The organism is Confluentibacter flavum (assembly GCF_002843175.1).
Taxonomy (GTDB): Bacteria; Bacteroidota; Bacteroidia; order Flavobacteriales; family Flavobacteriaceae; genus Confluentibacter; species Confluentibacter flavum.
Map to the genome: position 1 here is coordinate 95,151 of NZ_PJEO01000014.1, position 24,678 is coordinate 119,828.

A 24,678-nucleotide genomic window follows, 5' to 3' on the forward strand; every position below is an offset into this window, starting at 1 on the left:
CTTAATACTTAATCCATTTTATCAATTCCTTATAACTAGGTTTTTTGCCATACATTAAAATACCGACACGGTAAATTTTTGCCGCAAACCATACAATTAGAATAAATGTACCAATTAAAATTAATAATGAAAGTAATTGTTGCCATAAAGGCACACCAAAAGGAATGCGCATTAACATAACAACTGGTGATGTAAATGGTATAAACGAAAATACAGTTGAAACCGTCCCATGTGGATCTTCTATAACAGTGAAAAAACCGATGTAAACGGCCAATATTAACGGCATCATTACCGGTAATAAAAATTGTTGGGTATCGGTTTCGTTATCAACAGCGGCTCCAATAGCAGCATATAAAGAACTATATAATAAATAACCACATATAAAAAATAGAATAAATGCTATAATGAGATTGGTTATCGGCAGATTGTAAAAAGCCGTCATGATATCTTGTAATTGCATATTCGCCTCTGGATTTTCCATAGCTTGTTGCATCATTTGTTGTTGTGGTGATTGCATTTGGGCAACATCAATTCCAAAAACAGCTGAAATAATAAATAATAAAACACCTCCTAATACTATCCAAACTAAAAATTGAGTAATACCAGCTAAAGAGGTTCCTATAATTTTACCCAACATTAACTGTATTGGTTTTACTGAAGAAATAATGACCTCTATAATCCTGCTTGTTTTCTCTTCAATAACGCTGCGCATGATCATGTTGCCATAAATTATGATGAACATGAACAACAAATAACCAGCCATGCCGCCAAAAATAAGTTTTAGAACGCTATCTATTTTGGATGTTTTTCGACCATCAAAACTTTCTTGTTCAATAGAAACATTAGCCCTTGATGTTTTAATTTTTTCAATATCAAAGCCTTCTTTTTGCAATTTAAGGTCCGTAAGCTTATTTTCTAAAATACCTTCTAAATCTGAAATTAAGCTAAGTGATGGCGATTCTTCTGAATAAAACTCAATATGTTTTGGAACAAAACTTATGGAGTCTAATTTTCCTATATATAATAATCCGTAATTAGATGCTTCTTTAACTATGGCTTTAGCATCTGTTAAAGTCATGTCTTCGAACATATTATATTTGGTGTGTTCTGAATTCTGAAAAGCATCTTTGACCAATCCAGACTCATCTAAAATGGAAATAGTACGTTGTTTATCATTATTTAATTGTGACAAGTAGGCGACAACAGATATTAAAATTATCATGATAATCGGACTTAAAAAAGTCATAACTATAAACGATTTATTTTTAACTTTTGTTAAATACTCGCGTTTTATAATGAGTGGTAAATGGTTCATAATGTTAATTATTCTTTACTGTTTGAATAAAAATATCGTTCACGCTTGGTATTAATTCCACAAAATGGGACACATCTCCCCTTGAGGTTAAAAAACTCAGTAAATCATTTGCTTTATCGTTTTCTGAAAGCTTTATATTAAGTTTCAGCTCATCTCCCAAGGTTTTAAAATTAGCAGGTGCTATTTGAAATTTTTGGGATAATTCTTGTTGCAAGCTAGATTTTTCTTGAATTGAAATGCCAACCTCATATGTATTGGTTTTAAATTGGCGTTTTACATCCACCAATTTTCCATCTAATATTTTATTCGATTTATGTATCAATGTAATATCATCACACAACTCTTCCACGGATTCCATTCTATGGGTTGAAAAAATAACAGTGGCGCCATCGTTTCGTAACTGTAAAATTTGGTCTTTAATTAAATTGGCGTTTATGGGGTCGAACCCAGAAAAAGGCTCATCAAAAATCAAAAGTTTCGGATTGTGCAACACCGTCACCACAAATTGTATTTTCTGCGCCATGCCTTTTGAAAGTTCTTGGATTTTTTTGTTCCACCAATCACCAATTTCAAGTCGTTCGAACCAATATTTCAAGCGTATTTTAGCTTCTGCTTTACTTAGCCCTTTTAATTGTGCCAAATATAAAACCTGCTCGCCTACTTTCATGGTCTTATACAACCCACGTTCTTCAGGTAAATATCCTATATCCTTTATGTGATTAGAGCTAAGCGCTGTTCCATCTAAAAAAACACTACCACTATCTGGCATGGTAATTTGATTAATGATTCGGATGAGTGTTGTTTTTCCTGCACCATTCGGGCCCAATAATCCGTAAATACTTCCTTTGGGAACTGTTAGAGACACATTGTTAAGTGCCGTAAAGTCTCCGTAGTTTTTTGAAACGCCATTGACTTCTAGTAAGTTACTCATTCTAGTTTTAAATTGACTTTGAAACGTAAATATATTAAATGTTAAGGGAGTAAGTTTAAACCTTTAATGATAATTTAATATTTAAATATATGGCTATAAAAGCAAAACCCACCCTTAATAAATTAAGGATGGGAAAAAAATTGCTATGAAAAAGAAAAATATCACTAAAATGAATTAGTGATATCCAAATATAGTTTTTTTTTAATTATGAACAAAAGAATATGATAAGTTATAAGCAAAAAAAATCCGTATAAATACGGATTCTTTATTTTATAGCTATATAATTAAGAAAACATATCTTTCACCTTTTCAAAAAAAGATTTATCTGTGCTATCTGGCTTCGGTTCAAAATGTTCATCATTTTGCATGGATTCAAAAAACTCCTTTTGCTGTTTGCTTAACGTTTTTGGCGTCCAAACATTGACATGCACTAGTAAATCCCCACGACCATACCCGTTTATACTCGGAATTCCTTTTCCACGTAAGCGTAAAATTTTACCAGATTGTACTCCTGCTTCCACCTTAATACGTACTTTCCCGGTTACGGTATCTATTTCTTTTGAGGTCCCTAGAACAGCATCGGGATAACTAATGTACATATCGTAATGTAAATTATCTCCTTCACGCTGCAATTTATCATGTTTTTCTTCTTCAATGACTACAATAAGATCGCCTGCAATACCATGTCCTGGTGCCTCATTTCCTTTTCCCGACACTTTTAGTTGCATATCATCTACAACACCTGGTGGTATTTTAATAGACACGGTTTCTTCGATTACTTTTAAACCTTGTGCATCAGCATCAGCTGGCTTTTTATCAATCACTTGTCCAGCACCACCACAAACATTACAAGGTGAAGAGGTTTGCATTCTGCCTAAAATAGTATTGGCAATACGTGTTACCTGACCGCTACCGTGGCAGGTCGAACATGTTTTATAGGTAGTTCCAGACGCTTGAACTTTACGTCTTACTTTTATTTTCTTTTCAACCCCGTTGGCAATTTCCTCAAGATTCAATTTTACTCTAATACGCAAATTGCTGCCTTTTACACGACGTTGACCGCCTCCGCCACTAAAACCTGAAAATCCGCCTCCTCCAAAAGCACCTCCAAAAATGTCACCAAACTGACTGAATATGTCGTCCATATTCATATTCCCTCCATTAAAGCCTCCGCCACCTTCAAAAGCTTGATGCCCAAATTGGTCGTACTTGGCTTTTTTATCGGCATTGCTTAATACCTCATACGCTTCGGCCGCTTCTTTGAACTTGGCCTCTGCTTCTTTATTATCTGGGTTTTTATCTGGGTGGTATTCTATAGCTTTTTTACGATATGCCTTTTTTATTTCGGCTTCGCTAGCATTTTTATTAATACCTAATATCTCGTAGTAGTCTCTTTTTGCCATGTTCCTTTACTAAATCCCTCTTCAATGGAAAGGATTTTTTAAATTAATATTTTTTATTGTCCAATGACGACTTTAGGAAAACGAATGACTTTATCCCCAAGTTTATATCCCTTTTCAATAATGTCGATAATCTTTCCTTTTAAATCTTCTGTCTGCGCTGGGATTTGTGTAATTGCTTCATGGTTATCAGCATTAAAAACGGCTCCTTTATCAACTTTAATGGCCACAAGCCCTTTTTGTTCTAGAGAATTCATTAATTTTTGATAAATTAACAACACCCCTTTTCTCAAAGCTTCCGCTTCTTTGTCATCATCAATATGGCTTAATGCGCGCTCAAAATCATCAAGAACTGGCAATAATGTTTTCATGACATCTTCGCTGGCTGTTGCAAATAACTCCATGCGTTCTTTCGCCGTGCGTCGTTTATAATTTTCAAACTCAGCAAATAAGCGTAAAAATTTATCTTTTTCCTGTTTTATTTCTTCTTGTAATTTTTCCTCAAGGGTTTCTTCTTCAACAACTTGTTGCTCTACATCAATAGTTTCTGCTTGCGCCTGGGTTGTTTCTTGTGATTTTATATCCTCTTTCTTATCTTTTTTACTCATATATTTTCTGATATTAATATAAACACATAAACGTATTGGCAAAATTACTGCCATTATTATAAAAATGTCATAATGTCATTCATTTTTTTTTGAAAGCCATAAAACAAATTATTTATTTTAAAAATCATATTTTTGTTATATGACCAATTAATTTTTAATCAATCATGAAACATAAAATATTTATAATTACAACAATACTCTTAATTTCAAGTTTTAAGTTTCATAGCCAAAATAGAACTGTACAAGGAACTGTAAAAAATAACTTTGACGAACCCATTGAATCTGTTTTCGTGAAAATCAAAGGTAATGATATGGGCGTTTTTACTGATTCAACTGGATTTTATAGCATCTTAGTTCCCCCAAAAAGTAAATTGATTTTCTCCCAAATAAGTCATGGTTACAAAACTCAGAAAATATCAGTAAAAGGAAAGGATATACTTGATGTTTTTCTAGAATACAACCTAAAAGCTAAGCCCTACGAAGGTAAAGATGTCAATACAGGTTATGGAAAAATTAAGCAATCAGAAAGTACTATTTCTGTAAGCTCTGTGGACGAAAAGCTTATTGAGCGAGAAAACAATTTAGATATGGCTACTTTTTTAAGAACCGTTCCTGGTGTTACTGTTACTGATGATGGTGGTAATTTAGGAATTGTAATACGGGGAAATCGTAGTTTAATGTCCAGTGATGCACCGCTCATCATGCTAAACGGTTCGCCTTATAACGGCTCATTAAAGAATTTAAACCCAAGGGATATTAAATCCATTGATGTCTTAAAAGACGCATCTGCAACCGTTGCTTATGGTTCTAGAGGTGCCAATGGCGTTATTTTAATTACAACGAAGTAGCAAGGTAATATTTTAATTGCTTTACATTTTCTTAGATTTTAGTTAAAAACTATATAACATTAAATACAATCAAATGAAAATAAAAATTTTACTGCTATTGACCGTTATATTAATTAGCAGTTGTGTTGATAAAAAAAATGACAATGACCATAAACCAGAAATAACACCCAATACAGAAGAAATGACCAAAAAATTGCGCCATGTGGTATTATTTAAATTTAAAGAATCGTCCACACCTGCCAATATTAAAGGAGTAGAAACGGCCTTCGGAAAATTACCTTCTGAAATAAAAGAAATCAAAGACTATGAGTGGGGATTGAACAACAGTCCTGAAGGTTTAAGCAAAGGATTTACACATTGTTTTCTCGTTACTTTTGATAGTGAGGAAGATAGAGCCATATACCTACCCCATCCAGCACATAAGGCTTTTGTGGACATTTTAAGTCCGCATTTGGAGGATGTATTGGTTATCGATTATTGGAATTAAATTAAGATATCATCCCAATAAATCATCCAAAGCTGGTTGCAAATGGTGGTATTCAAAATAAAAGCCTTTATCTTCTATTTTTTTAGAACTTACACGCTGGCTATCAAACAGCAACGTGTGCATTTCGCCTAGAACCAATTTCATTGCAACCTTAGGTATATTGGGTAAAAACAAGGGTTTATCTAATATTTTAGCAATGGATTTTGTTAACTCTTTATTCGTGACAGGATTTGGAGAGACACCATTATAAATGCCTTCTAATGTATACGTTAGAATATAAAGATACATATTGGCTAAATCATCAAGGTGAATCCATGACTGCCATTGTTCTCCAGTTCCAAAAGAAGCCCCTAATCCAAATTTTATGGGTTTCGCCATTTTTGGAAGTGCGCCTCCTTTTTCTGATAATGCTAATCCAGTTCTTACTTTAGAAACCAACATATTTAATTTCGAAAAACCATCAACACTTTGCTCCCATTTTGTGACTACCTCACTTAAAAAAGTATCATCAAAATCCTTAAATGTTTCATCATAATAATGGGTTATCGAATCTGGATATATTCCAATGGCACTTGAGGCAATAACATGCTTAATAGTATGCGACTCTCCCTTTAAGGAATCAATTAAAAGTTGGGTGCTTTCAACCCTACTATTTATAATCTCTTTTTTATAAGAAGGCGTCCATCGTTTCGAAATAGCGGCGCCAGCTAAATGAATAATGGCATCAACCCCATTGAAGCAATTTATATCTAGTTCTTTATTTGTGATATTCCAGTAAAAACCTTGGTAACCTTTTGTGTGTTCAATTTTAGACTTACTTGTCGTTAAGTAATTTACATCTATGTTATTTATATGGCAGCGTTTAACTATTTCTTTCCCAATAAGCCCCGTTGCACCTGTAATTAAAACCCTCATTCTCTTTTTTTATAAAATTACAAAATGATAAGAGTATAGATATTGTTTTTATATTAGGTTTAACAGTACTAATGAATAATGAATAATGAGAAATGAGAAATGAATAGTTAAAAATGGATTCCGTTTATTTAATAGCGTTTAACATTTGGCTGGCGCCGAATGTTCAGAGTCTTTTGGGGCTAAACATTTGGCTTTCGCCGAATGCTTAGAGCCTTTTTGTGGCTCTGAGCATTTCACGTTTTCCTGGTGGGCCAGGTAATTTTTCTACGTTGAAGCCAACTGCTTGCATGGCTCTACGCACGCTTCCTTTTGCGGAATACGTCACCAAAACACCATTAGGTTTTAATGCTTCATACATTTTTTGGAAGATGGTTTCTGTCCATAGTTCCGGTTGAACCCTAGCTCCAAAAGCATCAAAATAGATGATGTTAAATTTATTTTGATCTTCTATGTCTGAAAAGAATTTGTTTTGTTTGGTAAGTGAAAAATGGAGGGTGATTTTATGTGTTTCTTCCCATGATACTTGATGCATGTTTTCGAAAAAAGACGCTTTGTTTTCTGCCTTTAATTCGGTCACATAATTCATCTTAGCAATGTCTTCTACTGAAACTGGATACGCTTCTATCCCATAATAATCAATGGAAATATTCAACTTTTCTGATTCAATATTGGTGATGAAAGCATTTAATCCGGTACCAAAACCAATTTCCAAAATAGATATTTGATTATAATCTTGTTCACATAAATAATTTAAACCATGCTTGATAAACACATGATACGCTTCTTGAATGGCACCGTGTTTAGAATGGTATGGCTCGTCCCATTCCGGTAAATATATGGTAGAAGAACCATCGGCAGTAATAATAACTTGTCGCTCCAAAATTACTGTTTGATCAATACACCATCTGCTTCAAAAGACAAAGTTCTTTTAGGCTGTACAATGCTCGCAATTTCGGCGGTTGTCTTTCCTGCATCTTCGGCATAATGCTGTTGCTCATCCACAGGTATTTCATCAATAAAGGCAAGGCCATTAATAACAACTTCTTTCCCAACAATATCTTTTGGAACAAAAAAACCATAATCTTTAAATTTTACCATAATTTCCTTTCCATCTTCTAAATCTAAAGTCATCCAACAGCCTTTTGCCTGACAAACACTACTGACTTTTGCCGCTATTTTAGAATCAATCGTATCGCCCACACTCATCACTTCATATTGTATGATGGCATCCATAACCTCTAAAGCATCATCTTCAGTAATATTCTTTCCAAAAGATGCATATTCAACAACCTCATCCTTTTGGTTTGTTTTTTCAGCATTTTGCTTACATGATGCTGATAGAAAAACACAAATACTTAGTAGTAATATATTTTTAACACTCATAAAGTTTGAATTTTAGCGTTTTGTTGTAAATATACCCATTTTTTCAACGCTATTTTCTTAAATTTGTTTACGTAAAGACATGAATTTATGAATACATTAATGAGTGATATAAAAATCACAAGGACAAAAACTACAAAAATTCATGATGTAGATTTTGATAATTTAAATTTCGGAAGAACATTTTCCGATCACATGTTGGTATGTGATTATAAAGATGGTAAATGGCAGTCCCCAGAGATCGTGCCATATCAACCTATTGTTTTAGATCCTTCAGCAAAAATATTCCATTATGGACAGTCTGTTTTTGAAGGTATGAAAGCCTATAAAGATGCCAATGATTCTGTCTGGTTATTTCGTCCTTTAGAGAATTTTAAACGTTTAAATATTTCATCTAAACGATTGGCAATTCCTGAATTACCAGAAGATATTTTTATGGAAGGGCTAAAAGCACTCTTAAAAGTGGATAGTAATTGGATTCCAAAAAAAGAAGGCAGTTCTTTATATATAAGACCGTTTATTTTTGCATCGGGGAATGGGTTTCATGCCTCCCCTGCCGACCAATATAAATTTGTTATTGCTTTAGCGCCTTCTGGTGCTTATTTTTCTGGAAAAGTTAAGGTGTTGATTGAAGAAACCTATTCTCGCTCCGCTAATGGTGGTGTGGGTTTTGCTAAAGCGGGCGGTAATTATGCGGGACAGTTTTACCCAACACAATTAGCTGTTGAGAAAGGCTATCAACAAGTAATATGGACAGATGACACCAACCATGAATACATTGAAGAAGCTGGTGCCATGAATATTTTTATTAGAATAAACGACACGCTTATTACGGGACCTACTAGCGATAGAATATTGGATGGTATTACCCGAAAAAGTATTATAGATATTGCGAAAAGGGAAGGTATTCCTGTAGAAGTTAGAAAAATTACAGTTAGCGAAGTTGTAAACGCTGCTAAAGATGGTAGCTTAAAAGAAATGTTTGGTGCTGGCACTGCTGCCGTTGTATCGCCCATATCTGGTTTTGGATATAAAGGTATTGATTATGATTTGCCAGAATTAAAAGATACGTATGCCACTTTTATAAAAAAGTATATTACCGATATTCAAACAAACAAATCTGATGATCCATTCGGTTGGAGAGTGAAGATGTAATCCCATACCTAACCCTTCCCAAAGGGAAGGGAACTCAAACTGTAAAAAAAGAGAAGCTAAGCTTCTCTTTTTTTATTTCTTCAATATAGCATCTATATCTGGCTTAAAATAATTAGGGCCTTTTAGGACTTTACCGTCTTCTCTATAAATCGGTTGTCCATCTTCACCCAATTTACTCATGTTACTACGTTGAATTTCTTCAAATACTTCTTCAATTTTATATTGCAAACCGTGTTCTATAATGGTGCCGCATAAAATATAAAGCATATCTCCAAGGGCATCGGCGACTTCAACCAAATCATTACTATTGGCTGCTTCTAGATATTCTTCATTTTCTTCTTTCATTAAATGAAATCGAAGTGTATTTTTTACTGTTCCTAAATCCGCTTTTGGAGATTCTAGGTGACCAATTTTAAATGCTGTATGAAATTCCTTGACAGCTTCCAATTTATTTTTCATTGATTATTTGCTTATTTTTGCATAAAAATAACCATATGTTCAGTAAAGGTCAAATCTATTTCGCCATTTTATTCATTATCGTTTTTGCAATCGTTATTGCTTACACTTATAGAAAAGATTTGAAACTTCACAAGAAATTTTATTCGGGTAGTATTTGGGTACTCATAGCCTTTATTAGCTTCATTTTGTTTATAAGTGCCATAAAATTCTTTTTTAAGTAATCTTCATATTATTTACTAGGTAGGACAATCCGAACTTCACCTGTTATATAGATAACATAAACTAAATTAAACCTTTTGTAAAAAAAGTAGTCTATTTTACGCAACCATTTGCAAAATGGCGCATCTAGTTATTAAACCCAATCAAAAAATGAAACTTTTAATAATCATTAGTGTTCTTATTGTTGTGAATTTAATTCTTTTAGCGTTTAGTGTAAACAAAAAAACAGAACCTTGAAAAGATTCTGTTTTTATAAATTTTACCTAAAAAACGTTTAATTAATTTCTGGCAAGAAGTTGTAATGTTTACTGTATTCCAACATTTGTCCTGAAAATGTTTCAGGATATGTCACCTTAACCTCTATAATCTCGCCTTCATCATTGATTTTCGGAACCAACACTGGGTTCACAAAACCTGAATATGGTGGAGAATCAAACTGTTTGTTTCGCTCCAAAATTTCTTTATGAAGTGCCTGATCCACTTTAACGCCATAGGTTTCTACTAACGTTTCTGCAGCGGCATAATCGCCTTCCGATTTTATACGTTGTACGTCTTTTAATAATTCTCCGAAAAGTTCACGAAGTTTATCATAATCGTTAATATTAAAAGAGGTTTTTCCATCTCTGGTGATTTTCTCAATCACATTATCTGCTTTTCCTTTTTCAAATACCCAAGCTGAAATCCATTGCCTGTTACGCATGTGGGCTTCCTCAACATCATCCCCTAAATTTAAACGTATTAATTGCGTCATCAATCCATTTCGTATATAATCATTATATCCAGCCATGCCCACTTTTTTCCAATCATCTACCAATCCTAATTCTTGAAGTTTAGGACTATACTGATAATAAAGCGCCACTAAATCCGCACGTCCTTCTTCTATAGTTGATGCATAATTTTTAAGTGTTTCTTTAGTTTCTCCAACGCCTGGGTTTAGTTTGCCAGACGCATGACCAATGACTTCATGTAATGCTGTATGTAATTTATCCGATAATTGCCCGTATTGCTCAGTAAGTTGCAACTCTTCTTCATCATTTACAAATTCTTTTAAACGTCCTGTGTTTCCTGCATTATCGTAGGCATCGGTAATGTTTCCTAAGGACACCGATTTACTGCCCACTGCGGCACGTATCCAATTGGCATTCGGTAAATTAACGCCTATTGGGGTGCTTGGTGAAGCGTCACCAGCTTCTCCTGCTACGTTAACTACTTTATAGGTGACACCAATCACGCTGTCTTTTTTGTGTTCTGGCATTAATGTGGAATTATCCTCAAACCATTGGGCATTATCTGACAACACTTTCATTTTCTGTGACATGTCAAAATCATTGATTTGAACAATCGTTTCATAAGAGCCACTATAACCCAATGGGTCGTTATAGACTTCAATAAAACTATTAATATAGTCTATATTACCTTCGGTCGCCGTTGTCCATGCCACATTATAATCATCCCAAGTTTGTAGATCACCTGTTTTGTAATAATCGATTAGCAAACCAAGTGCATCACCCTGTGCTTTATTTTCGGCAACGCCTTTAGCCAGCTCTAACCATTTAATAATCTCATCGATGGCAGAACCGTACAAACCACCCGATTTATAAACACGTTCTTTCAACACACCATTTTCTTTAACTAATTGCGAATTCAATCCAAAAGATAATGGCTGTTTTGGATTCGGTGAGACTTTGGTTTTATAGAAGCTTTCCACATCTTTATTTGTCACATTTGGCCCATAAAAATTAACTGCCGAAAGCGCCACATTATCAACACCCTTACCTTGGTTTACTTTTTTGGAATCTTTATCATTAAAAAGAACATCAAAAGCCTCGCCTTCTAAAACGGTATTTGTGTCCGATAAAAGCTGCTTTAAATAGTCTGCACCAAAATCTGGTTTTATTTTATCGTTTGAATAATGATGGTGAATGCCATTACTAAACCAAATACGTTTTAAATACACTTCAAACGCTTTCCAATTGGCAGTGGACTTATCGCCATTGTAATTGGAGTACACAGATTCCAAAGCTTTTCTAATGGTCAGATTGTATCGGTAATTTTGGTCCCATATAATATCCCTGCCAGACAACCCCGCTTGGGTTAAATAATAAACCAATGTTTGTTCCTTTAAAGTGAGTTTCTCCCAATCGGGAATTCGATATCTTAATACTTTAATATCAGCAAATTCATCGACTTTGTAATCAAATACAGAATCTGTTGCTACACCCACATTCACATTTGTTTTTTCTGATTTATCTTGGCCACAACCTACCAAAATACTTGTTGCAAGCACTAAACATGCCATTAATTTTAATTTCATTTGAATTATTTTATTGTTAGTCACTCTATTTATTGAAAATTATTATTGAAAATTACCGATTATCGATTTTTAGTTGAAGAATATTTAATTTTAAGGTTACAAATATAATAATTTATCAATAATTATTTGTAAATCCGTACCTTTGATTTATGACATTTTCAATAAAATAAAATGAAAACCTTTAAATACATCGCATTCTTATTATTAGTAGCTATTATAGGTACAGCTATCTACATCGCAGTACAACCCAATGAATTTTCCTTTAACAGAAGTCGGGTTATTCAAGCCCCTGTGCCTGTGTTATTTAACAAGGTAAACGATTTTAAAAATTGGCCAGAATTCTCTCCTTGGTTGGAACAAGAACCTGATGCCGAACTTACTTATGGTGAAAAAACCGTTGGTGTTGGTGCCTATTATAGTTGGAACGGCGCTGTTTTAGGTGAAGGTTCCATGGAAACACGAGCTGTTGAAGATAACAAATCCATCTCCCAACACATTTCTTTTATAAAACCTTTTGAATCGGAATCGAATATTAACTGGGATTTTGAACCCATTGATGAAGGCACCAAAGTGACTTGGAGCATGGAAGGCAAACAGGATTTTATGACTAAAATGTACACCGTCTTTTCTGGCTCAATTGAAAAAAATACTGCACCCGATTTTGAACGTGGTTTGTTTAAACTAGACAGCACGGTGACTGCCGATATGAAAAAATACAGCATTACCGTAAGTGGCATCACAAACCATAGTGGTGGCTACTATTTATACAGTACCACCTCCAGTAAAATTGACGAGGTAGCATCGGCTATTTCAGACATGCTGCCTAAAATCACCAAATATGCCCAAGAAAATAATATTGCCATGGCAGGTGCGCCATTTGTTAGTTACATTAAATGGGACGAACAAAATAACGCTGCCATATTCTCTGTTTGTGTCCCAACCACAGATAGAGTGATTACCACCGATAGTGATGTGCTAACAGGAGAATTACCCACTTTTAGGGCCTTAAAAACAACCTTAAAAGGCAACTACACCAATTTAAAAGAAGCTTGGGATGTTGCTAGAGACTATATCCCCAAAAACGGTTTGGAGTTTCCCGATGATGGCCCTATGCTTGAAGTTTACATTACAGACCAAACCCAATACCCCAACCCGGCAGATTGGGTAACGGACATTTATATTGCTGTTAAATAGATAACCTGTTTTGCTAAGTTTATTTTGGACTTTTAGCGGTATTTTTAGATGTATTTGGTGAAATAACTTCAATATAAAGAATTATTTATCTGTACATTATCCTTTAAAAATATTTGAAATTTATATTTTTATTAACACATAATTTATTTTAATTTTCTTAAGTTAAGAACTCTTTTTCAATCTAATTAAGGCGTTCCAAAAGAAAGGTTAGCTAAGGAGGTTAACCGTCAACTTTTGTTTTATTATTTTTCACCGACTATCTCATATGGTTTTTTTAAAATAGTATCATGGCTACCAAAATAAAACTCAAAAAACAATTTGTTAATATCTCATATTATAAGCGAAGTGATTATTTAAAAAATAGCATTTATAATCATGATTTAAGCGAAAAAACAACTTCAACTTCTGCTAAAATTACCGAGACCGATTCCTCTTATCATTTTGAATTAAAAAAACCCGGTTATATAAAAGAAGATTTTAATTTTTATATAAGTAAAGGCAATTTAGTGGTAACAACTGAAAAAAGAAACCAAATGAATATGAAAGAAATTATTAAAAATAAAGGTTCAATACATTCATATTGTTACCCTTCAGCCTATTTTAAAAAAGAATTTGATTTGCCAAATGATATAGTTAAGAATGAAATTGTAGTTGATTATAAGGATGGTCTTTTAAGTTTTGATTTGCTTAAATCAAAAAAAATGAATTGAGCGTTATGCATAAATGGGAAAAAACAACTTGTCCTGAATCAAATAAAAGGTTCTACTGATTACATTAAATTCTCTGCACTAAATTTCCAACCACTCAAAATGATTAATTTTTAGTTTGTTAAGAGGACTTTACCAGTTTTTTGAGAGATGTATTTGGTGAAGCAATTATTAAATTCATCAGAAAAATAACTAACTTCGCATATTATGTTAATAAGTTGTTTTCAACAACTATGGACATAAAAAATCAAAATGATCATAGTATTGTAATAATGAGTAATTTCAAAAATTTAAATAAGGTACTTTTTCTTTTTCTAATTCTAGCCAACTTATATATTTCTTTTGAATATGGAATTAGCCAAGAATCTGATTTAAACAACTGTCATGTTGAACTTGTAATAACACAAAATCAGGCTGAAAACGATATTATTAATTTTGACCAATTACAGCAATCTTCATCACTTGATATACCTATTCAATCCTATAAGAATCCTCACGATTTTGAGTATCAAATTCAAAATAATAATTTATTAGAGCAGCTAAAATATCGTGTCCAAAAACTTCCTGCTTTAAACTTTAAACTTTAAATCTATTTCCTTACAAATCGTTATAAACGAAATTTCAATCCAAAAGTCTCATTGTATTTAATATAACTGATTTTAAATCGACCCATTAAATAACTCAATTCCTAACCAATGGAATTGAAATAATTATTTGTATAAAATCAATTTGCAATGAGAATAAAAAATTTTTTGCGGTTTTTAATGCTTTTGATTTTCATAATAATAGCCTCAATAATTCCTTTTCCAATAAAATTTTACAAAAAAGACAATTTACCTTCTTATGAAATTGAACAGATTGATACAAAGGAAGAAAATGAAAATACGAAGGATGATTATGAAGCATATTCCTGAGATTAATTTAATTGTTACTAATGCTTCCCAAAAGCCTTCACTCCTGCTTCAATTCTAGTTTTTATATAATTCTCACGAGGTACAATGGGGCAAGAATATTTGTCATTATAGGCACAATATGGGTTATAAGCTTTGTTAAAATCAATGTCTATGGTATCGCTTTTGGGTATCCGTAAATCGATGTAACGTCCTCCACCATAACTTTCAAAGCCGTTGGTTTCATCTAAAAAAGGCAAAAACAAATAATCTTCCAAACCTTCTTTCTCCATGGTTTCAGCACCTTGATACACATTCAGTTGGTATGGCTTTCCTTTTAATTCAAAATGTAAAATCCCAAAAACACGCTCTTTACTCACTCTACTTGTGGTAGTCCGCATATTAAACCATTTAGAATCTGGCGTAAGCTCCAAGCGTGCTTGTACAACGTAAGCAGCATCAAACTTAAAAAAGTCCAAGCCTTCAAACTCTTTTCGGTCCTTATCCTTTAGAGGTGATTTGGAAGCGTCTTTATATTCGGCATTCAACTCACGCTGAAATTCTGTATCGCCTTTTATGGGGCGTTTATCTTGACTGCAACTTGAAAAGCAAATCAAAATAAGGAATACCTTCATTATTAATTTCATTTGTAAAGAATTGATTATTCATAATTAATCATAAAACGTTTGCCACCCTTAACTTGCTCGTGCTGAATTTATTTCAGTATTTTCAGGGTTTCCTTGCTAAGTTGTTGCTTTTTTAAAAATATAAGATGCTGAAACAAGTTCAGCATGACATAAAAATAAGCACGTGACTTAAAAAAGTTATTTCAAAAATACAACTAAAGAATATTTTATATAAATTTGAGCCATCAAAATTAAAATTAATATGCGTCGCAACGTCACTATTTGTATGAAGCCATCCACCTCTTTAAGAGATAAGGGTTGGGCTTTTTATGTATTGTGGTGATATGAATGCATTTGTTACAATATTTAAAAAGTCCGACTTCACAGTCGGACTTTTTTGTTTAATACATTTAATTTAAAAAAGCCCCTCCTTTGGAGGGATTAGTGAGGAATGAAAACACTATTCAACAATTATTTAAACACATTTAAAGGCCTATCAAAAGAGGTTTGGTGGCTCGCATTAATCACACTTATAAACAGGGCTGGCACCATGGTGATTCCCTTTTTGTCTTTGTACTTAAAGGAAGATTTGCACTTTAGCATTGGAGATGTGGGCTGGATTATGAGTGCCTTTGGCTTTGGATCTGTAGCTGGTTCTTGGTTGGGCGGAAAACTAACCGACAAAATTGGCTATTACAAAGTAATGGTTGGAAGTCTGTTTATTAGCGGATTGCTTTTTATCGCCTTACAATTAGCGAATGATTTTGCAACAGTTTGTTTTGGGGTTTTTGTAGTGATGCTAACAGCAGATGCCTTTCGTCCTGCTATTTTTGTAGCCCTTAATGCGTATAGCAAACCAGAAAACAAAATACGATCCCTGACCTTAATTCGACTTGCCATAAACTTAGGATTTTCGGCAGGACCTGCTGTGGGCGGACTCATCATTACAGGGTTGAGTTATGCCGGTTTATTTTGGGTAGATGGAATCACATGTATTTTAGCCGCATTATTGATGATTCAGGTTTTAAATCCGAAAAAAGCAAAAGTTTTGGATACTATTGTGAACGATAATCCTACTTCGGCTTATAAAGACAAGGCCTTTTTAGTATTTTTAGTGGCCATGACACTTTTTGGGATTGTGTTTTTACAATATTTTTCAACCATTCCCATTTACTATAAAGATGTTCATAAACTAAGTGAACTAGAAATTGGGATGATCTTGGGCTTAAATGGGTTTCTTATTTTTATCTTTGAAATGCCTTTGATAAAATGGTTGGAACATACCAGATATACCAAACTCGGACTCATGTTTTTCGGAGCGCTTTTAACAGGAATAAGTTTATTCGTGCTTAATTTAACCGCTTGGTCTGGCGTTTTGATTATGGGTATGTTGTTAATGACCTTTGGTGAAATGGTAGCGTTTCCTTTTTCGAATGCCTTTGCCGCAGACAGGGCTAAAAAAGGAAATCAAGGTGAATATATGGCACTGTACTCTATTTCGTTTTCCATAGCCCATATTTTTGGACACAATGCTGGGTTACAAATGGCAAACGGGCTTGGTTTTGACACCACATGGTACATTATTAGTGGTATTGCACTGGTTTGTGCGCTGATATTATTTAGCTTGAATAAACATTTAATAAAATTAAAATTTTGAAAATAGAAAAAGACATCATCATTATTGGCGCAGGCCCCATTGGGATTGCCTGCGCTTTAGAATGTAAAAAAAGACAATGGGATTACGTAGTTATTGAGAAAGGTGCCCTTACCAACTCGTTATTTAATTATCCCAGAAATATGACATTTTTTTCTACTTCGGAAAAACTGGAAATTGATGATATTCCGTTTATCAGCAACAACCCAAAACCCAACAGGGATGAAGCTTTGGAATATTACCGACGCGTTGCCACTTCAAATAAACTTCACATAAATTTATATGAAACGGTGAATGCCATCAAAAAAGATGGTGATGGTTTTTCAATTTCAACTACCAAAAGCAACTATACATCAAAAAAGGTTATTATTAGTACTGGGTTTTATGATATTCCGAAATTATTAGATATTCCTGGTGAAAATCTTCCCAAAGTGACACATTATTACAAGGAAGCCCATAATTATGCGTTACAAAATGTCGTGGTGATTGGTGCTAGTAATTCTGCCGTAGATGCCGCTTTGGAAATTTGGCGTAAAGGCGGCCATGTTACCATGGTTGTTAGAGGTGAAAACATTGGGGAACGTGTAAAGTATTGGGTGCGACCAGATATTGTAAACCGGATTGAAGAAGGCAGTATTAATGCGTATTATAATTCGGAAGTCATAAAAATTGATGAAACAACTATTGAAATTAAAACACCTGAAGGATTAATCACTTTGGATAATGATTATGTTGTAGCACTTACGGGCTATCTGCCTAATTTTAAGATTTTAAAAGACAGTGGTATCACGATTTCTGATGATGATAAAAAAATACCAAGCTACAATTCAGAAACGATGGAATCTAATATTAACGGTTTGTATTTAGCTGGTGTTATTTGTGGCGGAAACGAAACCCATAAATGGTTTATTGAAAACTCTAGAATCCATGCCAAAATGATTGCCAATCATATTGAAAAGGATTTCAAATGAAAGAACCTATATTAAATAACAACCCGCTGAGTGCATTTAGTTTCAGATAATAACTTTTACGATTAGAAATTATTGAAAAGAATTTTGTATTAAGAACCTTTATATAACTACTGCTTGATATTATGACATCACTACAGGTTTGTTCCCTTGCTCTGGACAAAGCCACTTGAAGGGACATACTAGTTATTTAAAATAACGCCCAGAAGGTATTAATTTAAGCGTGTCGGTTGGCAAATTATAAGCATAAAACCAGGTGTTTATTTCAGTACCATCTTCTAAATAGGCTATCACTTGGTCTCGTACAAATTCATAGTCATCTGGAGGGCCGGCGCCAATGCCTTCATAATCGTCCAAGACCTTAAAAACAGTTTGTGTGTCTTTAATTTTAAAAATATTACCGTAAACGCGTTCGGAGGGATTATCACTTACAATAGCCCCTGGAAACCCATCCAGATCATAAAGCTTACCAAGAATATAGGCATTCCCAATAAATTCAGCATTATAATGTAAAAAACAGGACATACCATTGTTAACGGTTTTCATCAAGGTGCCATAAACAAATAAATAGTCCATATCATTTTATATAAAACGTTTCAAGTCCAAATTATTTATAGCACCATGACTGGCGTGCAGAACCACGATGCCATTTTTGATAACCAACATTTGCGGCGATTCGTGAACGATATTAAATGTATTGGCAACAACGTTGGATATTTCTCTGTAAGTTAATAAATCTAAATAATATAATTCTAAATCATGGTCATTAAATTCATAATCTTCAACAAATTGATTCTTAACTATTCTACTAATACTGCAACGAGTAGAATATTTAAAAATAACCTGGGTTTTGGTAGTCGATTTATCTTTAATAGTCTGTAACTGACTTAGTGTATTTAAATCAATCCAAGGCAATGTTTTTTCTTCTTTTTGTTCAACTGAACTGCTAAATAATTTGTTAAATAATCCCATAATTTGTATCTTATACATGATAAGTCTCAAAATTTTAGAAATCTTACAAACTGACTAAAAGTCAGTGTTTTAAAGACTTTTAACGCCATTTTGTCCTATGTATTAGGCTGGTAAGATTATTGACTTCATCACCATGTAAAATTAAATCAATTAAAAAGATTTAGGCCTTACAAAAAGAGAAAAGATATAAATAATGGGATTCCCTCCCGATAGCTATCGGGATCGAGGGAATGAAAAAAAAATAAAGCATATGAACTTAAATAATTATACAATAAAATCGCAAGAAGCTATACAGCAAGCGCAACAAATCGCGCAAAGTTATGGCCATCAACAGATAGAAAACGAACACCTTTTTAAAGGTATTTTTGAGGTTGATGAAAACGTGTTGCCATTCCTTTTAAAAAAATTGAATGTGAATATCGTTGTTTTAGAACAGGCCTTAGATAAACAACTCGAAAGTTTCTCTAAAGTATCTGGTGGTGAACTTATGTTTTCTCGTGAAGCTGGAAAAACGCTTAACGAGGCTGCTATTATTGCAAAAAAAATGAATGATGATTATGTCTCTGTGGAACATTTAATCATCGCCATTTTTAAATCTAACAGCAAAATAGCACAAATGCTAAAAGATCAAGGTGTTACCGAAAAGGCACTAAGTTCCGGTATAAACGAATTACGCAAAGGCGATAGAGTGACGTCCCAAAGTCAGGAAGAAACCTATAATTCGTTAAATAAATATGCCAAAAATTTAAATCAACTAGCTAAAGATGGTAAGCTAGATCCCGTGATTGGACGTGATGAGGAAATACGAAGAATTCTTCAAATTTTATCCCGTAGAACCAAAAACAACCCCATCCTTGTTGGTGAGCCTGGTACTGGTAAAACCGCTATTGCAGAAGGTTTAGCACATCGAATTATTGATGGAGATATACCTGAAAACTTAAAAGATAAACAGATTTTTGCACTGGATATGGGTGCTTTAATTGCTGGTGCCAAATATAAAGGCGAGTTTGAAGAACGCTTAAAAGCCGTTATTAAAGAAGTGACGGAAAGTGAAGGTGATATAGTGCTGTTTATAGACGAAATCCATACACTTGTTGGGGCTGGTGGCGGACAAGGCGCTATGGATGCTGCCAATATATTAAAACCTGCCCTAGCAAGAGGGGAACTGCGCGCTATTGGCGCAACGACTTTAGACGAGTACCAAAAATACTTTGAAAAGGATAAAGCCCTGGAGCGTCGGTTCCAAAAAGTAATGGTAGATGAACCTGATACAGAAAGTGCCATTTCCATACTTCGTGGCATTAAGGAAAAATACGAAACCCACCATAAAGTGCGTATTAAAGACGAAGCTATTATCGCTGCCGTGGAATTGTCGCAACGCTATATTACCAACCGTTTTTTACCTGACAAGGCCATTGACTTAATGGATGAAGCCGCCTCTAAATTGCGTATGGAAATCAATTCCAAACCAGAAGAATTGGATGTTCTGGATAGAAAAATCATGCAATTGGAAATTGAGATTGAAGCGATTAAACGTGAGAAAGATGAGAGTAAATTAAAGTCCTTGCGCTCAGATTTAGCTAATTTAAAAGAGCAACGCAACGAATTGAATGCGAAGTGGAAAAGTGAAAAAGAAGTTGTTGACAATATTCAAACCATTAAACTAAATATCGAAAACTTTAAACTGGAAGCCGAACGTGCCGAGCGTGATGGCGATTATGGCAAAGTAGCCGAATTGCGTTACGGAAAAATAAAAGAAGCCCAAGAGCAACTTGAGAAACTTCAAAAGGAATTACAGGAAAATCAATCCGAAAGCTCTCTTATAAAAGAAGAAGTGACTTATGAAGACATTGCTGAAGTGGTTGCCAAATGGACAGGCATTCCTGTTTCTAAAATGATTCAGAGTGAGCGTGAAAAACTATTAAAATTGGAAGATCAACTGCATAAACGTGTGGTGGGGCAACATGAAGCCATCATAGCCGTGAGTGATGCCGTAAGAAGAAGTCGTGCCGGATTGCAAAATCCGCAAAAACCAATCGGCACCTTCCTATTTTTAGGAACTACCGGCGTTGGTAAAACAGAATTGGCAAAAGCATTGGCAGAATATCTGTTTGATGATGAAAATGCGCTGACACGAATCGATATGAGCGAATACCAAGAGCAACATGCGGTGAGCCGTTTGGTTGGTGCGCCTCCAGGGTATGTGGGTTATGATGAAGGGGGACAGTTAACTGAAGCCGTAAGAAGGAAACCGTATTCGGTTATTTTGTTGGACGAAATTGAAAAAGCGCATGCTGATACATTTAATATTTTGCTGCAAGTGCTGGATGAAGGCCATCTAACGGATAACAAAGGACGAGTGGCAGATTTTAAAAACACGATTATAATCATGACCTCCAATATAGGAAGCCAAATTATACAAGAGCGATTTGAAGCCACAAAAGACATTGATGCCGCTATTGAAGTGGCAAAACTAGATGTGCTTACCTTATTAAAACTAAGTGTTCGTCCGGAGTTTTTAAATAGGATTGACGACATCATTATGTTCACTCCTTTAACCAAGGAAAACATTGTTGATATTGTTGGTTTACAACTTAAAAGCATCACTAAAATGATTGCAAAACAAGGCATTACATTTGATGCTACTCCACAAGCGGTAGCGTATTTAGCGAATAAAGGTTATAATCCAGAATATGGGGCGCGTCCTGTAAAACGTGTTATTCAAAAAGAAGTGCTGAATGCCTTGAGTAAAGAAATCTTATCGGGAAAAGTAACAACCGATAGTATTATTTTGCTGGACGCTTTTGATGATCAACTGGTGTTTAGAAACCAAAGTGACCTAATAACAAAAAACATTTAATCTGTAACAAAAAATATAAATTCAAGTCTTATCATTGGTTGGTTAGTGGAGCAACGAGCGTTAGATACAAATCATTTTGTTGAAAACAATCGTTGCTTTTTTTATTAAATAAACCATAATGGATTGGAAGGCGATAGGTGATTATATGAAAGTCTGTTTTGCCACGGATACACGGATATTTTTTATAAAACATAAAACCATATGCATCGTGTATTTGTGGCGTATATAGGTTTTCAGGTTAATCGCAGTTGAAAACCCTCATAAAAGCAGCATTATTATTTGTGTGGAATCACAAGATTTGTTAAAAAATAGCCAAATTTAAATCCATCACTCAATTTATTTATAATGAAGACGTTATTATCAAATATGTATTTTTTTTAACTAAAATCGATAAAATGCAAAATATCATAATCTATTTTTTGCTTTTTTTCGTAAATTTGCAAAACTACTAGCCCCAACCTAGACATTTATAATTTATTAAAAACCCTTGTCATATATTCTTTATAATAAGATTATGGACAAATTAAAACCCTACTTATAACAATGATAGTATCTAAGTACATAGAGCATACGCTTTTAAAACCTACTGCAACAGAACGAGAGATCATAAATCTGTGCCGAGAAGCCATTGAAAATAAATTTTATGCTGTTTGTGTAAACAGTTGTTATGTGGCCTTGGCAAAACAATTATTGCATGACACAGATGTTAAAGTATGTTCGGTAATCGGGTTCCCCTTAGGAGGTATGTCTACTGATGCTAAAGTATTTGAAGCAAAAAAAGCCATAGAAGACGGTGCTGATGAAATTGACATGGTTATCAATTTGGGCTTCCTTAAAAGTAAAAATTATGTGCTCGTATTCAAAGATATCAGGGATGTAAAATTAGCCATTGGAAGAACCCCTTTAAAAGTCATTATTGAGATTTCTGAATTAAATAAAAATGAGGTTATTAAAATTTGCGAAATTTGCATGGATGCTAAAGCCGATTTCATAAAAACATCTACAGGGTATTCTAAAAGCGGTGCCACGTTAACCGCTGTTAAAATCATCAGGAAAACCGTTAGGGATAAAGCTAAAATAAAAGCCTCTGGCGGTATAAAAGATTATGATATGGCTATGAAATATATTGAAGCCGGGGCTGATAGAATTGGAACATCTTCTGGTGTCGACATTCTTAATATGACCTTAGCACCTAGTATGTATCAAGTAGTTTAAAACATACTTTATTTCCCATAAATTTTTGTGCCATGATATTCATGGTACTTTCTTTTAATTGCAGTACCCTAGGGTAACCTCCAGTAGTTTGGCAATCACGCATTAAAACAATGAGCTTTCCTGAAGGTGTTAATTGAACGGTTCCCGGAAGCACTAAAGAGGTAATAATAGCGTCCAAATTATTTTCCAAAGGTTGCTCCAGTTGGTACGCCATACGGTTGTTATCTTTTGAAATACTAAATTCTTGAGTCAATAATATCTGTTGTTGGTTTTTTGAAAGTTTATCGAATTCCGGTCCTTTGAAAACTTCAACACTATTTGAATGTAAATACTTGTCATTCTTTTTAATAGAAGCATTTTTTTTTAGCATTACTTCAATATGTTCTTTAATTGATAATTCGTCACCTTTTGCAATGACACAGTGTTCAGTTACGCCTTTAAACATACTTCTACTCCCCATGACCTTGTCCGTTTTAAACCCACCTGAAACCGATAAGTAACCTCTAAAACCATCATTCAGTTTTCCAAAAGATAAGACCGCATTTTTAGGAACGTGAATCGCTTTATTATTTACAAGGGGAACATCATTAAGCACGGGGGACATATCCGCACCAGACAAGCAGATAATGGTCTCGCAATCAAATTGTAACGTTGGCCCCGTCATGGTCATTTCCAAAACAGCGGCATTTTCACTATTGCCAAGCACCATATTCGCCATAGAAGCCGCATAGGTATCCATCGCCCCAGAATACGGCACGCCATACTCTTGGAATTCGAAACGCCCAGCATCTTGAATGGTGGAATAAAAACCGGGCTTTAAAACCTTAATCATCAATCACCTCACTTTCTAATTGATACACCTCTGCAGTGGACAACATTTTAATGTCGTTATATTCGTTTATCGATATAGGATAGAAACTAATCTTATCACCTGCCTTGGCAAAACAAGGCGGATTACTTTTGGGATTAAAAAACATGATGGGCGAATTCCCAATGATATTCCAACCGCCAGGACTTTCTATTGGATACACCCCTGTTTGATGTCCGCCAATGGCAACCGCTCCTTTTTCAATTTTTAATCTCGGGGTCGATTTTCTTGGAACATGAAGCGAATCATCCAAACCACCTAAATATAAAAACCCGGGTAAAAACCCAATAAAATAAACCGTGTAAACAGCTTGGGAATGGCGCTGAATAATTTCTGTTTTTGAAAGTTTATTTTCTGCTGAAATAGTATCTAAATCAATTCCAAAATCAGCATCATAACACACAGGAATTTTCCACAGTTTTGACAGAATGACATGTTTTAAATTTGGCGATTTATATATATTTTTTAACAGATTTACTTCATTTTCAAAATTCCTACAAATGGTATCATAAACTATTAATAACGAGTTATATGCAGACTTTAATTCAACAATAGATTCAATATTATTTTTTATAATAGCCGTTTTAAACCTTATGATATCCTTCAATATCATCTCGTCGATTTTGGGCGGCCATTCTATTAAAATAGCGCGTTCTCCAAAGGGTTTATATGTAACATTAAATGTCATTAATT

General features: G+C 34.2%; 24 protein-coding genes. 10 read left to right on the forward strand and 14 right to left on the reverse strand.

Translation table 11 applies throughout. From position 1 onward, the window contains the following. Window position 1 precedes the first annotated feature (1 nt). The 4 genes from CSW08_RS03385 to CSW08_RS03400 all read right to left on the reverse strand — a co-directional run bounded on the left by CSW08_RS03385 (window position 2) and on the right by CSW08_RS03400 (window position 4,254). Complete coding sequence (locus CSW08_RS03385) at window positions 2–1,315, reverse strand: ABC transporter permease (protein ID WP_106658495.1); 1,314 nt, start codon at window positions 1,313–1,315, stop codon at window positions 2–4. Between the two features lie 4 nt (window positions 1,316–1,319). After that, window positions 1,320–2,246 carry an ABC transporter ATP-binding protein gene (locus tag CSW08_RS03390; protein ID WP_106658496.1) on the reverse strand — a complete coding sequence of 309 codons (927 nt, stop codon included), beginning with the start codon at window positions 2,244–2,246 and terminating at the stop codon, window positions 1,320–1,322. Between the two features lie 284 nt (window positions 2,247–2,530). Then, window positions 2,531–3,649 (reverse strand): molecular chaperone DnaJ, encoded by a 1,119-nt coding sequence (dnaJ, locus tag CSW08_RS03395; protein WP_106658497.1) that lies wholly within the window; start codon window positions 3,647–3,649, stop codon window positions 2,531–2,533. Window positions 3,650–3,702: 53 nt separating this feature from the next. Next, on the reverse strand, window positions 3,703–4,254 hold the full coding sequence (locus CSW08_RS03400) for a nucleotide exchange factor GrpE (RefSeq protein ID WP_106658498.1): 552 nt from the start codon (window positions 4,252–4,254) through the stop codon (window positions 3,703–3,705). A gap of 164 nt (window positions 4,255–4,418) precedes the next feature. On the opposite strand from CSW08_RS03400, the gene CSW08_RS03405 reads away from it, so the two are divergent. Next, window positions 4,419–5,102 (forward strand): TonB-dependent receptor plug domain-containing protein, encoded by a 684-nt coding sequence (locus CSW08_RS03405; protein WP_106658499.1) that lies wholly within the window; start codon window positions 4,419–4,421, stop codon window positions 5,100–5,102. Window positions 5,103–5,175: 73 nt separating this feature from the next. Beyond that, a complete protein-coding gene (locus CSW08_RS03410; RefSeq protein ID WP_106658500.1) occupies window positions 5,176–5,589 on the forward strand; it encodes a Dabb family protein in 414 nt (137 codons plus the stop codon). A gap of 9 nt (window positions 5,590–5,598) precedes the next feature. Here CSW08_RS03410 and CSW08_RS03415 read toward each other — a convergent pair whose 3' ends face one another. The 3 genes from CSW08_RS03415 to CSW08_RS03425 form a co-directional block, all read right to left on the reverse strand. Then, window positions 5,599–6,504 carry a TIGR01777 family oxidoreductase gene (locus CSW08_RS03415; RefSeq protein ID WP_106658501.1) on the reverse strand — a complete coding sequence of 302 codons (906 nt, stop codon included), beginning with the start codon at window positions 6,502–6,504 and terminating at the stop codon, window positions 5,599–5,601. 205 nt (window positions 6,505–6,709) lie between these two features. After that, window positions 6,710–7,384 carry a tRNA (5-methylaminomethyl-2-thiouridine)(34)-methyltransferase MnmD gene (gene mnmD, locus CSW08_RS03420; protein ID WP_106658502.1) on the reverse strand — a complete coding sequence of 225 codons (675 nt, stop codon included), beginning with the start codon at window positions 7,382–7,384 and terminating at the stop codon, window positions 6,710–6,712. A 2-nt stretch (window positions 7,385–7,386) separates the two neighbouring features. Further along, on the reverse strand, window positions 7,387–7,887 hold the full coding sequence (locus CSW08_RS03425) for a DUF4920 domain-containing protein (RefSeq protein ID WP_106658503.1): 501 nt from the start codon (window positions 7,885–7,887) through the stop codon (window positions 7,387–7,389). A gap of 87 nt (window positions 7,888–7,974) precedes the next feature. Here CSW08_RS03425 and CSW08_RS03430 point away from each other — a divergent pair, with 87 nt between their 5' ends. Beyond that, window positions 7,975–9,039, forward strand: coding sequence for a branched-chain amino acid aminotransferase (locus tag CSW08_RS03430; protein ID WP_106658504.1), 1,065 nt, complete (start codon window positions 7,975–7,977; stop codon window positions 9,037–9,039). Window positions 9,040–9,111: 72 nt separating this feature from the next. On the opposite strand, the gene CSW08_RS03435 is transcribed toward CSW08_RS03430, so the two are convergent. Both CSW08_RS03435 and CSW08_RS03445 read right to left on the reverse strand, forming a co-directional pair. Beyond that, window positions 9,112–9,498, reverse strand: a complete 387-nt coding sequence (locus CSW08_RS03435; RefSeq protein WP_106658505.1) for a pyrophosphohydrolase domain-containing protein — start codon at window positions 9,496–9,498, stop codon at window positions 9,112–9,114. A gap of 493 nt (window positions 9,499–9,991) precedes the next feature. Beyond that, the gene (locus CSW08_RS03445) at window positions 9,992–12,031 is read right to left on the reverse strand and encodes a dipeptidyl-peptidase 3 family protein (protein WP_106658507.1); all 2,040 of its coding nucleotides are present in this window, start codon (window positions 12,029–12,031) and stop codon (window positions 9,992–9,994) included. Window positions 12,032–12,202: 171 nt separating this feature from the next. Here CSW08_RS03445 and CSW08_RS03450 point away from each other — a divergent pair, with 171 nt between their 5' ends. The 3 genes from CSW08_RS03450 to CSW08_RS03460 all read left to right on the forward strand — a co-directional run bounded on the left by CSW08_RS03450 (window position 12,203) and on the right by CSW08_RS03460 (window position 14,519). Further along, window positions 12,203–13,225, forward strand: coding sequence for an SRPBCC family protein (locus CSW08_RS03450; protein ID WP_106658508.1), 1,023 nt, complete (start codon window positions 12,203–12,205; stop codon window positions 13,223–13,225). 287 nt (window positions 13,226–13,512) lie between these two features. Continuing rightward, entirely contained in the window at window positions 13,513–13,935 is a 423-nt protein-coding gene (locus CSW08_RS03455) for an Hsp20/alpha crystallin family protein (protein WP_106658509.1), read from the forward strand. A gap of 230 nt (window positions 13,936–14,165) precedes the next feature. Continuing rightward, window positions 14,166–14,519, forward strand: a complete 354-nt coding sequence (locus CSW08_RS03460) for a hypothetical protein (RefSeq protein ID WP_157831419.1) — start codon at window positions 14,166–14,168, stop codon at window positions 14,517–14,519. Between the two features lie 344 nt (window positions 14,520–14,863). Here the strand turns inward: CSW08_RS03460 and CSW08_RS03470 are convergent, their stop codons facing one another. Then, window positions 14,864–15,469 (reverse strand): DUF1684 domain-containing protein, encoded by a 606-nt coding sequence (locus tag CSW08_RS03470; protein ID WP_106658512.1) that lies wholly within the window; start codon window positions 15,467–15,469, stop codon window positions 14,864–14,866. 430 nt (window positions 15,470–15,899) lie between these two features. Between CSW08_RS03470 and CSW08_RS03475 the strand changes: the two genes are divergently transcribed. Continuing rightward, window positions 15,900–17,105, forward strand: coding sequence for an MDR family MFS transporter (locus CSW08_RS03475; protein ID WP_106658513.1), 1,206 nt, complete (start codon window positions 15,900–15,902; stop codon window positions 17,103–17,105). Then, complete coding sequence (locus CSW08_RS03480) at window positions 17,093–18,073, forward strand: YpdA family putative bacillithiol disulfide reductase (protein ID WP_394337024.1); 981 nt, start codon at window positions 17,093–17,095, stop codon at window positions 18,071–18,073. The genes CSW08_RS03475 and CSW08_RS03480 overlap by 13 nt, the downstream gene beginning before the upstream one ends. 183 nt (window positions 18,074–18,256) lie before the next feature. Here CSW08_RS03480 and CSW08_RS03485 read toward each other — a convergent pair whose 3' ends face one another. Continuing rightward, on the reverse strand, window positions 18,257–18,646 hold the full coding sequence (locus CSW08_RS03485; protein WP_106658514.1) for a gamma-glutamylcyclotransferase family protein: 390 nt from the start codon (window positions 18,644–18,646) through the stop codon (window positions 18,257–18,259). A gap of 6 nt (window positions 18,647–18,652) precedes the next feature. Beyond that, window positions 18,653–19,060 carry a bacillithiol system redox-active protein YtxJ gene (ytxJ, locus tag CSW08_RS03490; RefSeq protein ID WP_238987192.1) on the reverse strand — a complete coding sequence of 136 codons (408 nt, stop codon included), beginning with the start codon at window positions 19,058–19,060 and terminating at the stop codon, window positions 18,653–18,655. A gap of 232 nt (window positions 19,061–19,292) precedes the next feature. Between ytxJ and clpB the strand changes: the two genes are divergently transcribed. Further along, the gene (gene clpB / locus CSW08_RS03495) at window positions 19,293–21,902 is read left to right on the forward strand and encodes an ATP-dependent chaperone ClpB (RefSeq protein ID WP_106658700.1); all 2,610 of its coding nucleotides are present in this window, start codon (window positions 19,293–19,295) and stop codon (window positions 21,900–21,902) included. Between the two features lie 543 nt (window positions 21,903–22,445). Further along, the gene (gene deoC, locus CSW08_RS03500; protein ID WP_106658515.1) at window positions 22,446–23,117 is read left to right on the forward strand and encodes a deoxyribose-phosphate aldolase; all 672 of its coding nucleotides are present in this window, start codon (window positions 22,446–22,448) and stop codon (window positions 23,115–23,117) included. On the opposite strand, the gene CSW08_RS03505 is transcribed toward deoC, so the two are convergent. Both CSW08_RS03505 and pxpB read right to left on the reverse strand, forming a co-directional pair. After that, entirely contained in the window at window positions 23,095–23,949 is an 855-nt protein-coding gene (locus CSW08_RS03505) for a 5-oxoprolinase subunit C family protein (protein ID WP_106658516.1), read from the reverse strand. The genes deoC and CSW08_RS03505 overlap by 23 nt on opposite strands. After that, window positions 23,942–24,673 (reverse strand): 5-oxoprolinase subunit PxpB, encoded by a 732-nt coding sequence (pxpB, locus tag CSW08_RS03510; RefSeq protein WP_106658517.1) that lies wholly within the window; start codon window positions 24,671–24,673, stop codon window positions 23,942–23,944. The genes CSW08_RS03505 and pxpB overlap by 8 nt, the downstream gene beginning before the upstream one ends. Window positions 24,674–24,678: the final 5 nt, after the last annotated feature.

What these genes read in the sequence shown, in the direction of transcription:
- CSW08_RS03385 (WP_106658495.1), bottom strand. Translation starts at nt 1,315, where the DNA reads ATGAACCATTTACCACTCATTATAAAACGCGAGTATTTAACAAAAGTT.
- pxpB (WP_106658517.1), bottom strand. Translation starts at nt 24,673, where the DNA reads ATGACATTTAATGTTACATATAAACCCTTTGGAGAACGCGCTATTTTA.
- CSW08_RS03425 (WP_106658503.1), bottom strand. Translation starts at nt 7,887, where the DNA reads ATGAGTGTTAAAAATATATTACTACTAAGTATTTGTGTTTTTCTATCA.
- CSW08_RS03430 (WP_106658504.1), top strand. Translation starts at nt 7,975, where the DNA reads ATGAATACATTAATGAGTGATATAAAAATCACAAGGACAAAAACTACA.
- CSW08_RS03435 (WP_106658505.1), bottom strand. Translation starts at nt 9,498, where the DNA reads ATGAAAAATAAATTGGAAGCTGTCAAGGAATTTCATACAGCATTTAAA.
- CSW08_RS03450 (WP_106658508.1), top strand. Translation starts at nt 12,203, where the DNA reads ATGAAAACCTTTAAATACATCGCATTCTTATTATTAGTAGCTATTATA.
- CSW08_RS03410 (WP_106658500.1), top strand. Translation starts at nt 5,176, where the DNA reads ATGAAAATAAAAATTTTACTGCTATTGACCGTTATATTAATTAGCAGT.
- CSW08_RS03455 (WP_106658509.1), top strand. Translation starts at nt 13,513, where the DNA reads ATGGCTACCAAAATAAAACTCAAAAAACAATTTGTTAATATCTCATAT.
- CSW08_RS03505 (WP_106658516.1), bottom strand. Translation starts at nt 23,949, where the DNA reads ATGATTAAGGTTTTAAAGCCCGGTTTTTATTCCACCATTCAAGATGCT.
- CSW08_RS03460 (WP_157831419.1), top strand. Translation starts at nt 14,166, where the DNA reads ATGGACATAAAAAATCAAAATGATCATAGTATTGTAATAATGAGTAAT.
- CSW08_RS03400 (WP_106658498.1), bottom strand. Translation starts at nt 4,254, where the DNA reads ATGAGTAAAAAAGATAAGAAAGAGGATATAAAATCACAAGAAACAACC.
- CSW08_RS03485 (WP_106658514.1), bottom strand. Translation starts at nt 18,646, where the DNA reads ATGGACTATTTATTTGTTTATGGCACCTTGATGAAAACCGTTAACAAT.
- ytxJ (WP_238987192.1), bottom strand. Translation starts at nt 19,060, where the DNA reads ATGTATAAGATACAAATTATGGGATTATTTAACAAATTATTTAGCAGT.
- CSW08_RS03390 (WP_106658496.1), bottom strand. Translation starts at nt 2,246, where the DNA reads ATGAGTAACTTACTAGAAGTCAATGGCGTTTCAAAAAACTACGGAGAC.
- deoC (WP_106658515.1), top strand. Translation starts at nt 22,446, where the DNA reads ATGATAGTATCTAAGTACATAGAGCATACGCTTTTAAAACCTACTGCA.
- CSW08_RS03445 (WP_106658507.1), bottom strand. Translation starts at nt 12,031, where the DNA reads ATGAAATTAAAATTAATGGCATGTTTAGTGCTTGCAACAAGTATTTTG.
- CSW08_RS03470 (WP_106658512.1), bottom strand. Translation starts at nt 15,469, where the DNA reads ATGAAATTAATAATGAAGGTATTCCTTATTTTGATTTGCTTTTCAAGT.
- CSW08_RS03405 (WP_106658499.1), top strand. Translation starts at nt 4,419, where the DNA reads ATGAAACATAAAATATTTATAATTACAACAATACTCTTAATTTCAAGT.
- CSW08_RS03475 (WP_106658513.1), top strand. Translation starts at nt 15,900, where the DNA reads ATGAAAACACTATTCAACAATTATTTAAACACATTTAAAGGCCTATCA.
- CSW08_RS03415 (WP_106658501.1), bottom strand. Translation starts at nt 6,504, where the DNA reads ATGAGGGTTTTAATTACAGGTGCAACGGGGCTTATTGGGAAAGAAATA.
- dnaJ (WP_106658497.1), bottom strand. Translation starts at nt 3,649, where the DNA reads ATGGCAAAAAGAGACTACTACGAGATATTAGGTATTAATAAAAATGCT.
- clpB (WP_106658700.1), top strand. Translation starts at nt 19,293, where the DNA reads ATGAACTTAAATAATTATACAATAAAATCGCAAGAAGCTATACAGCAA.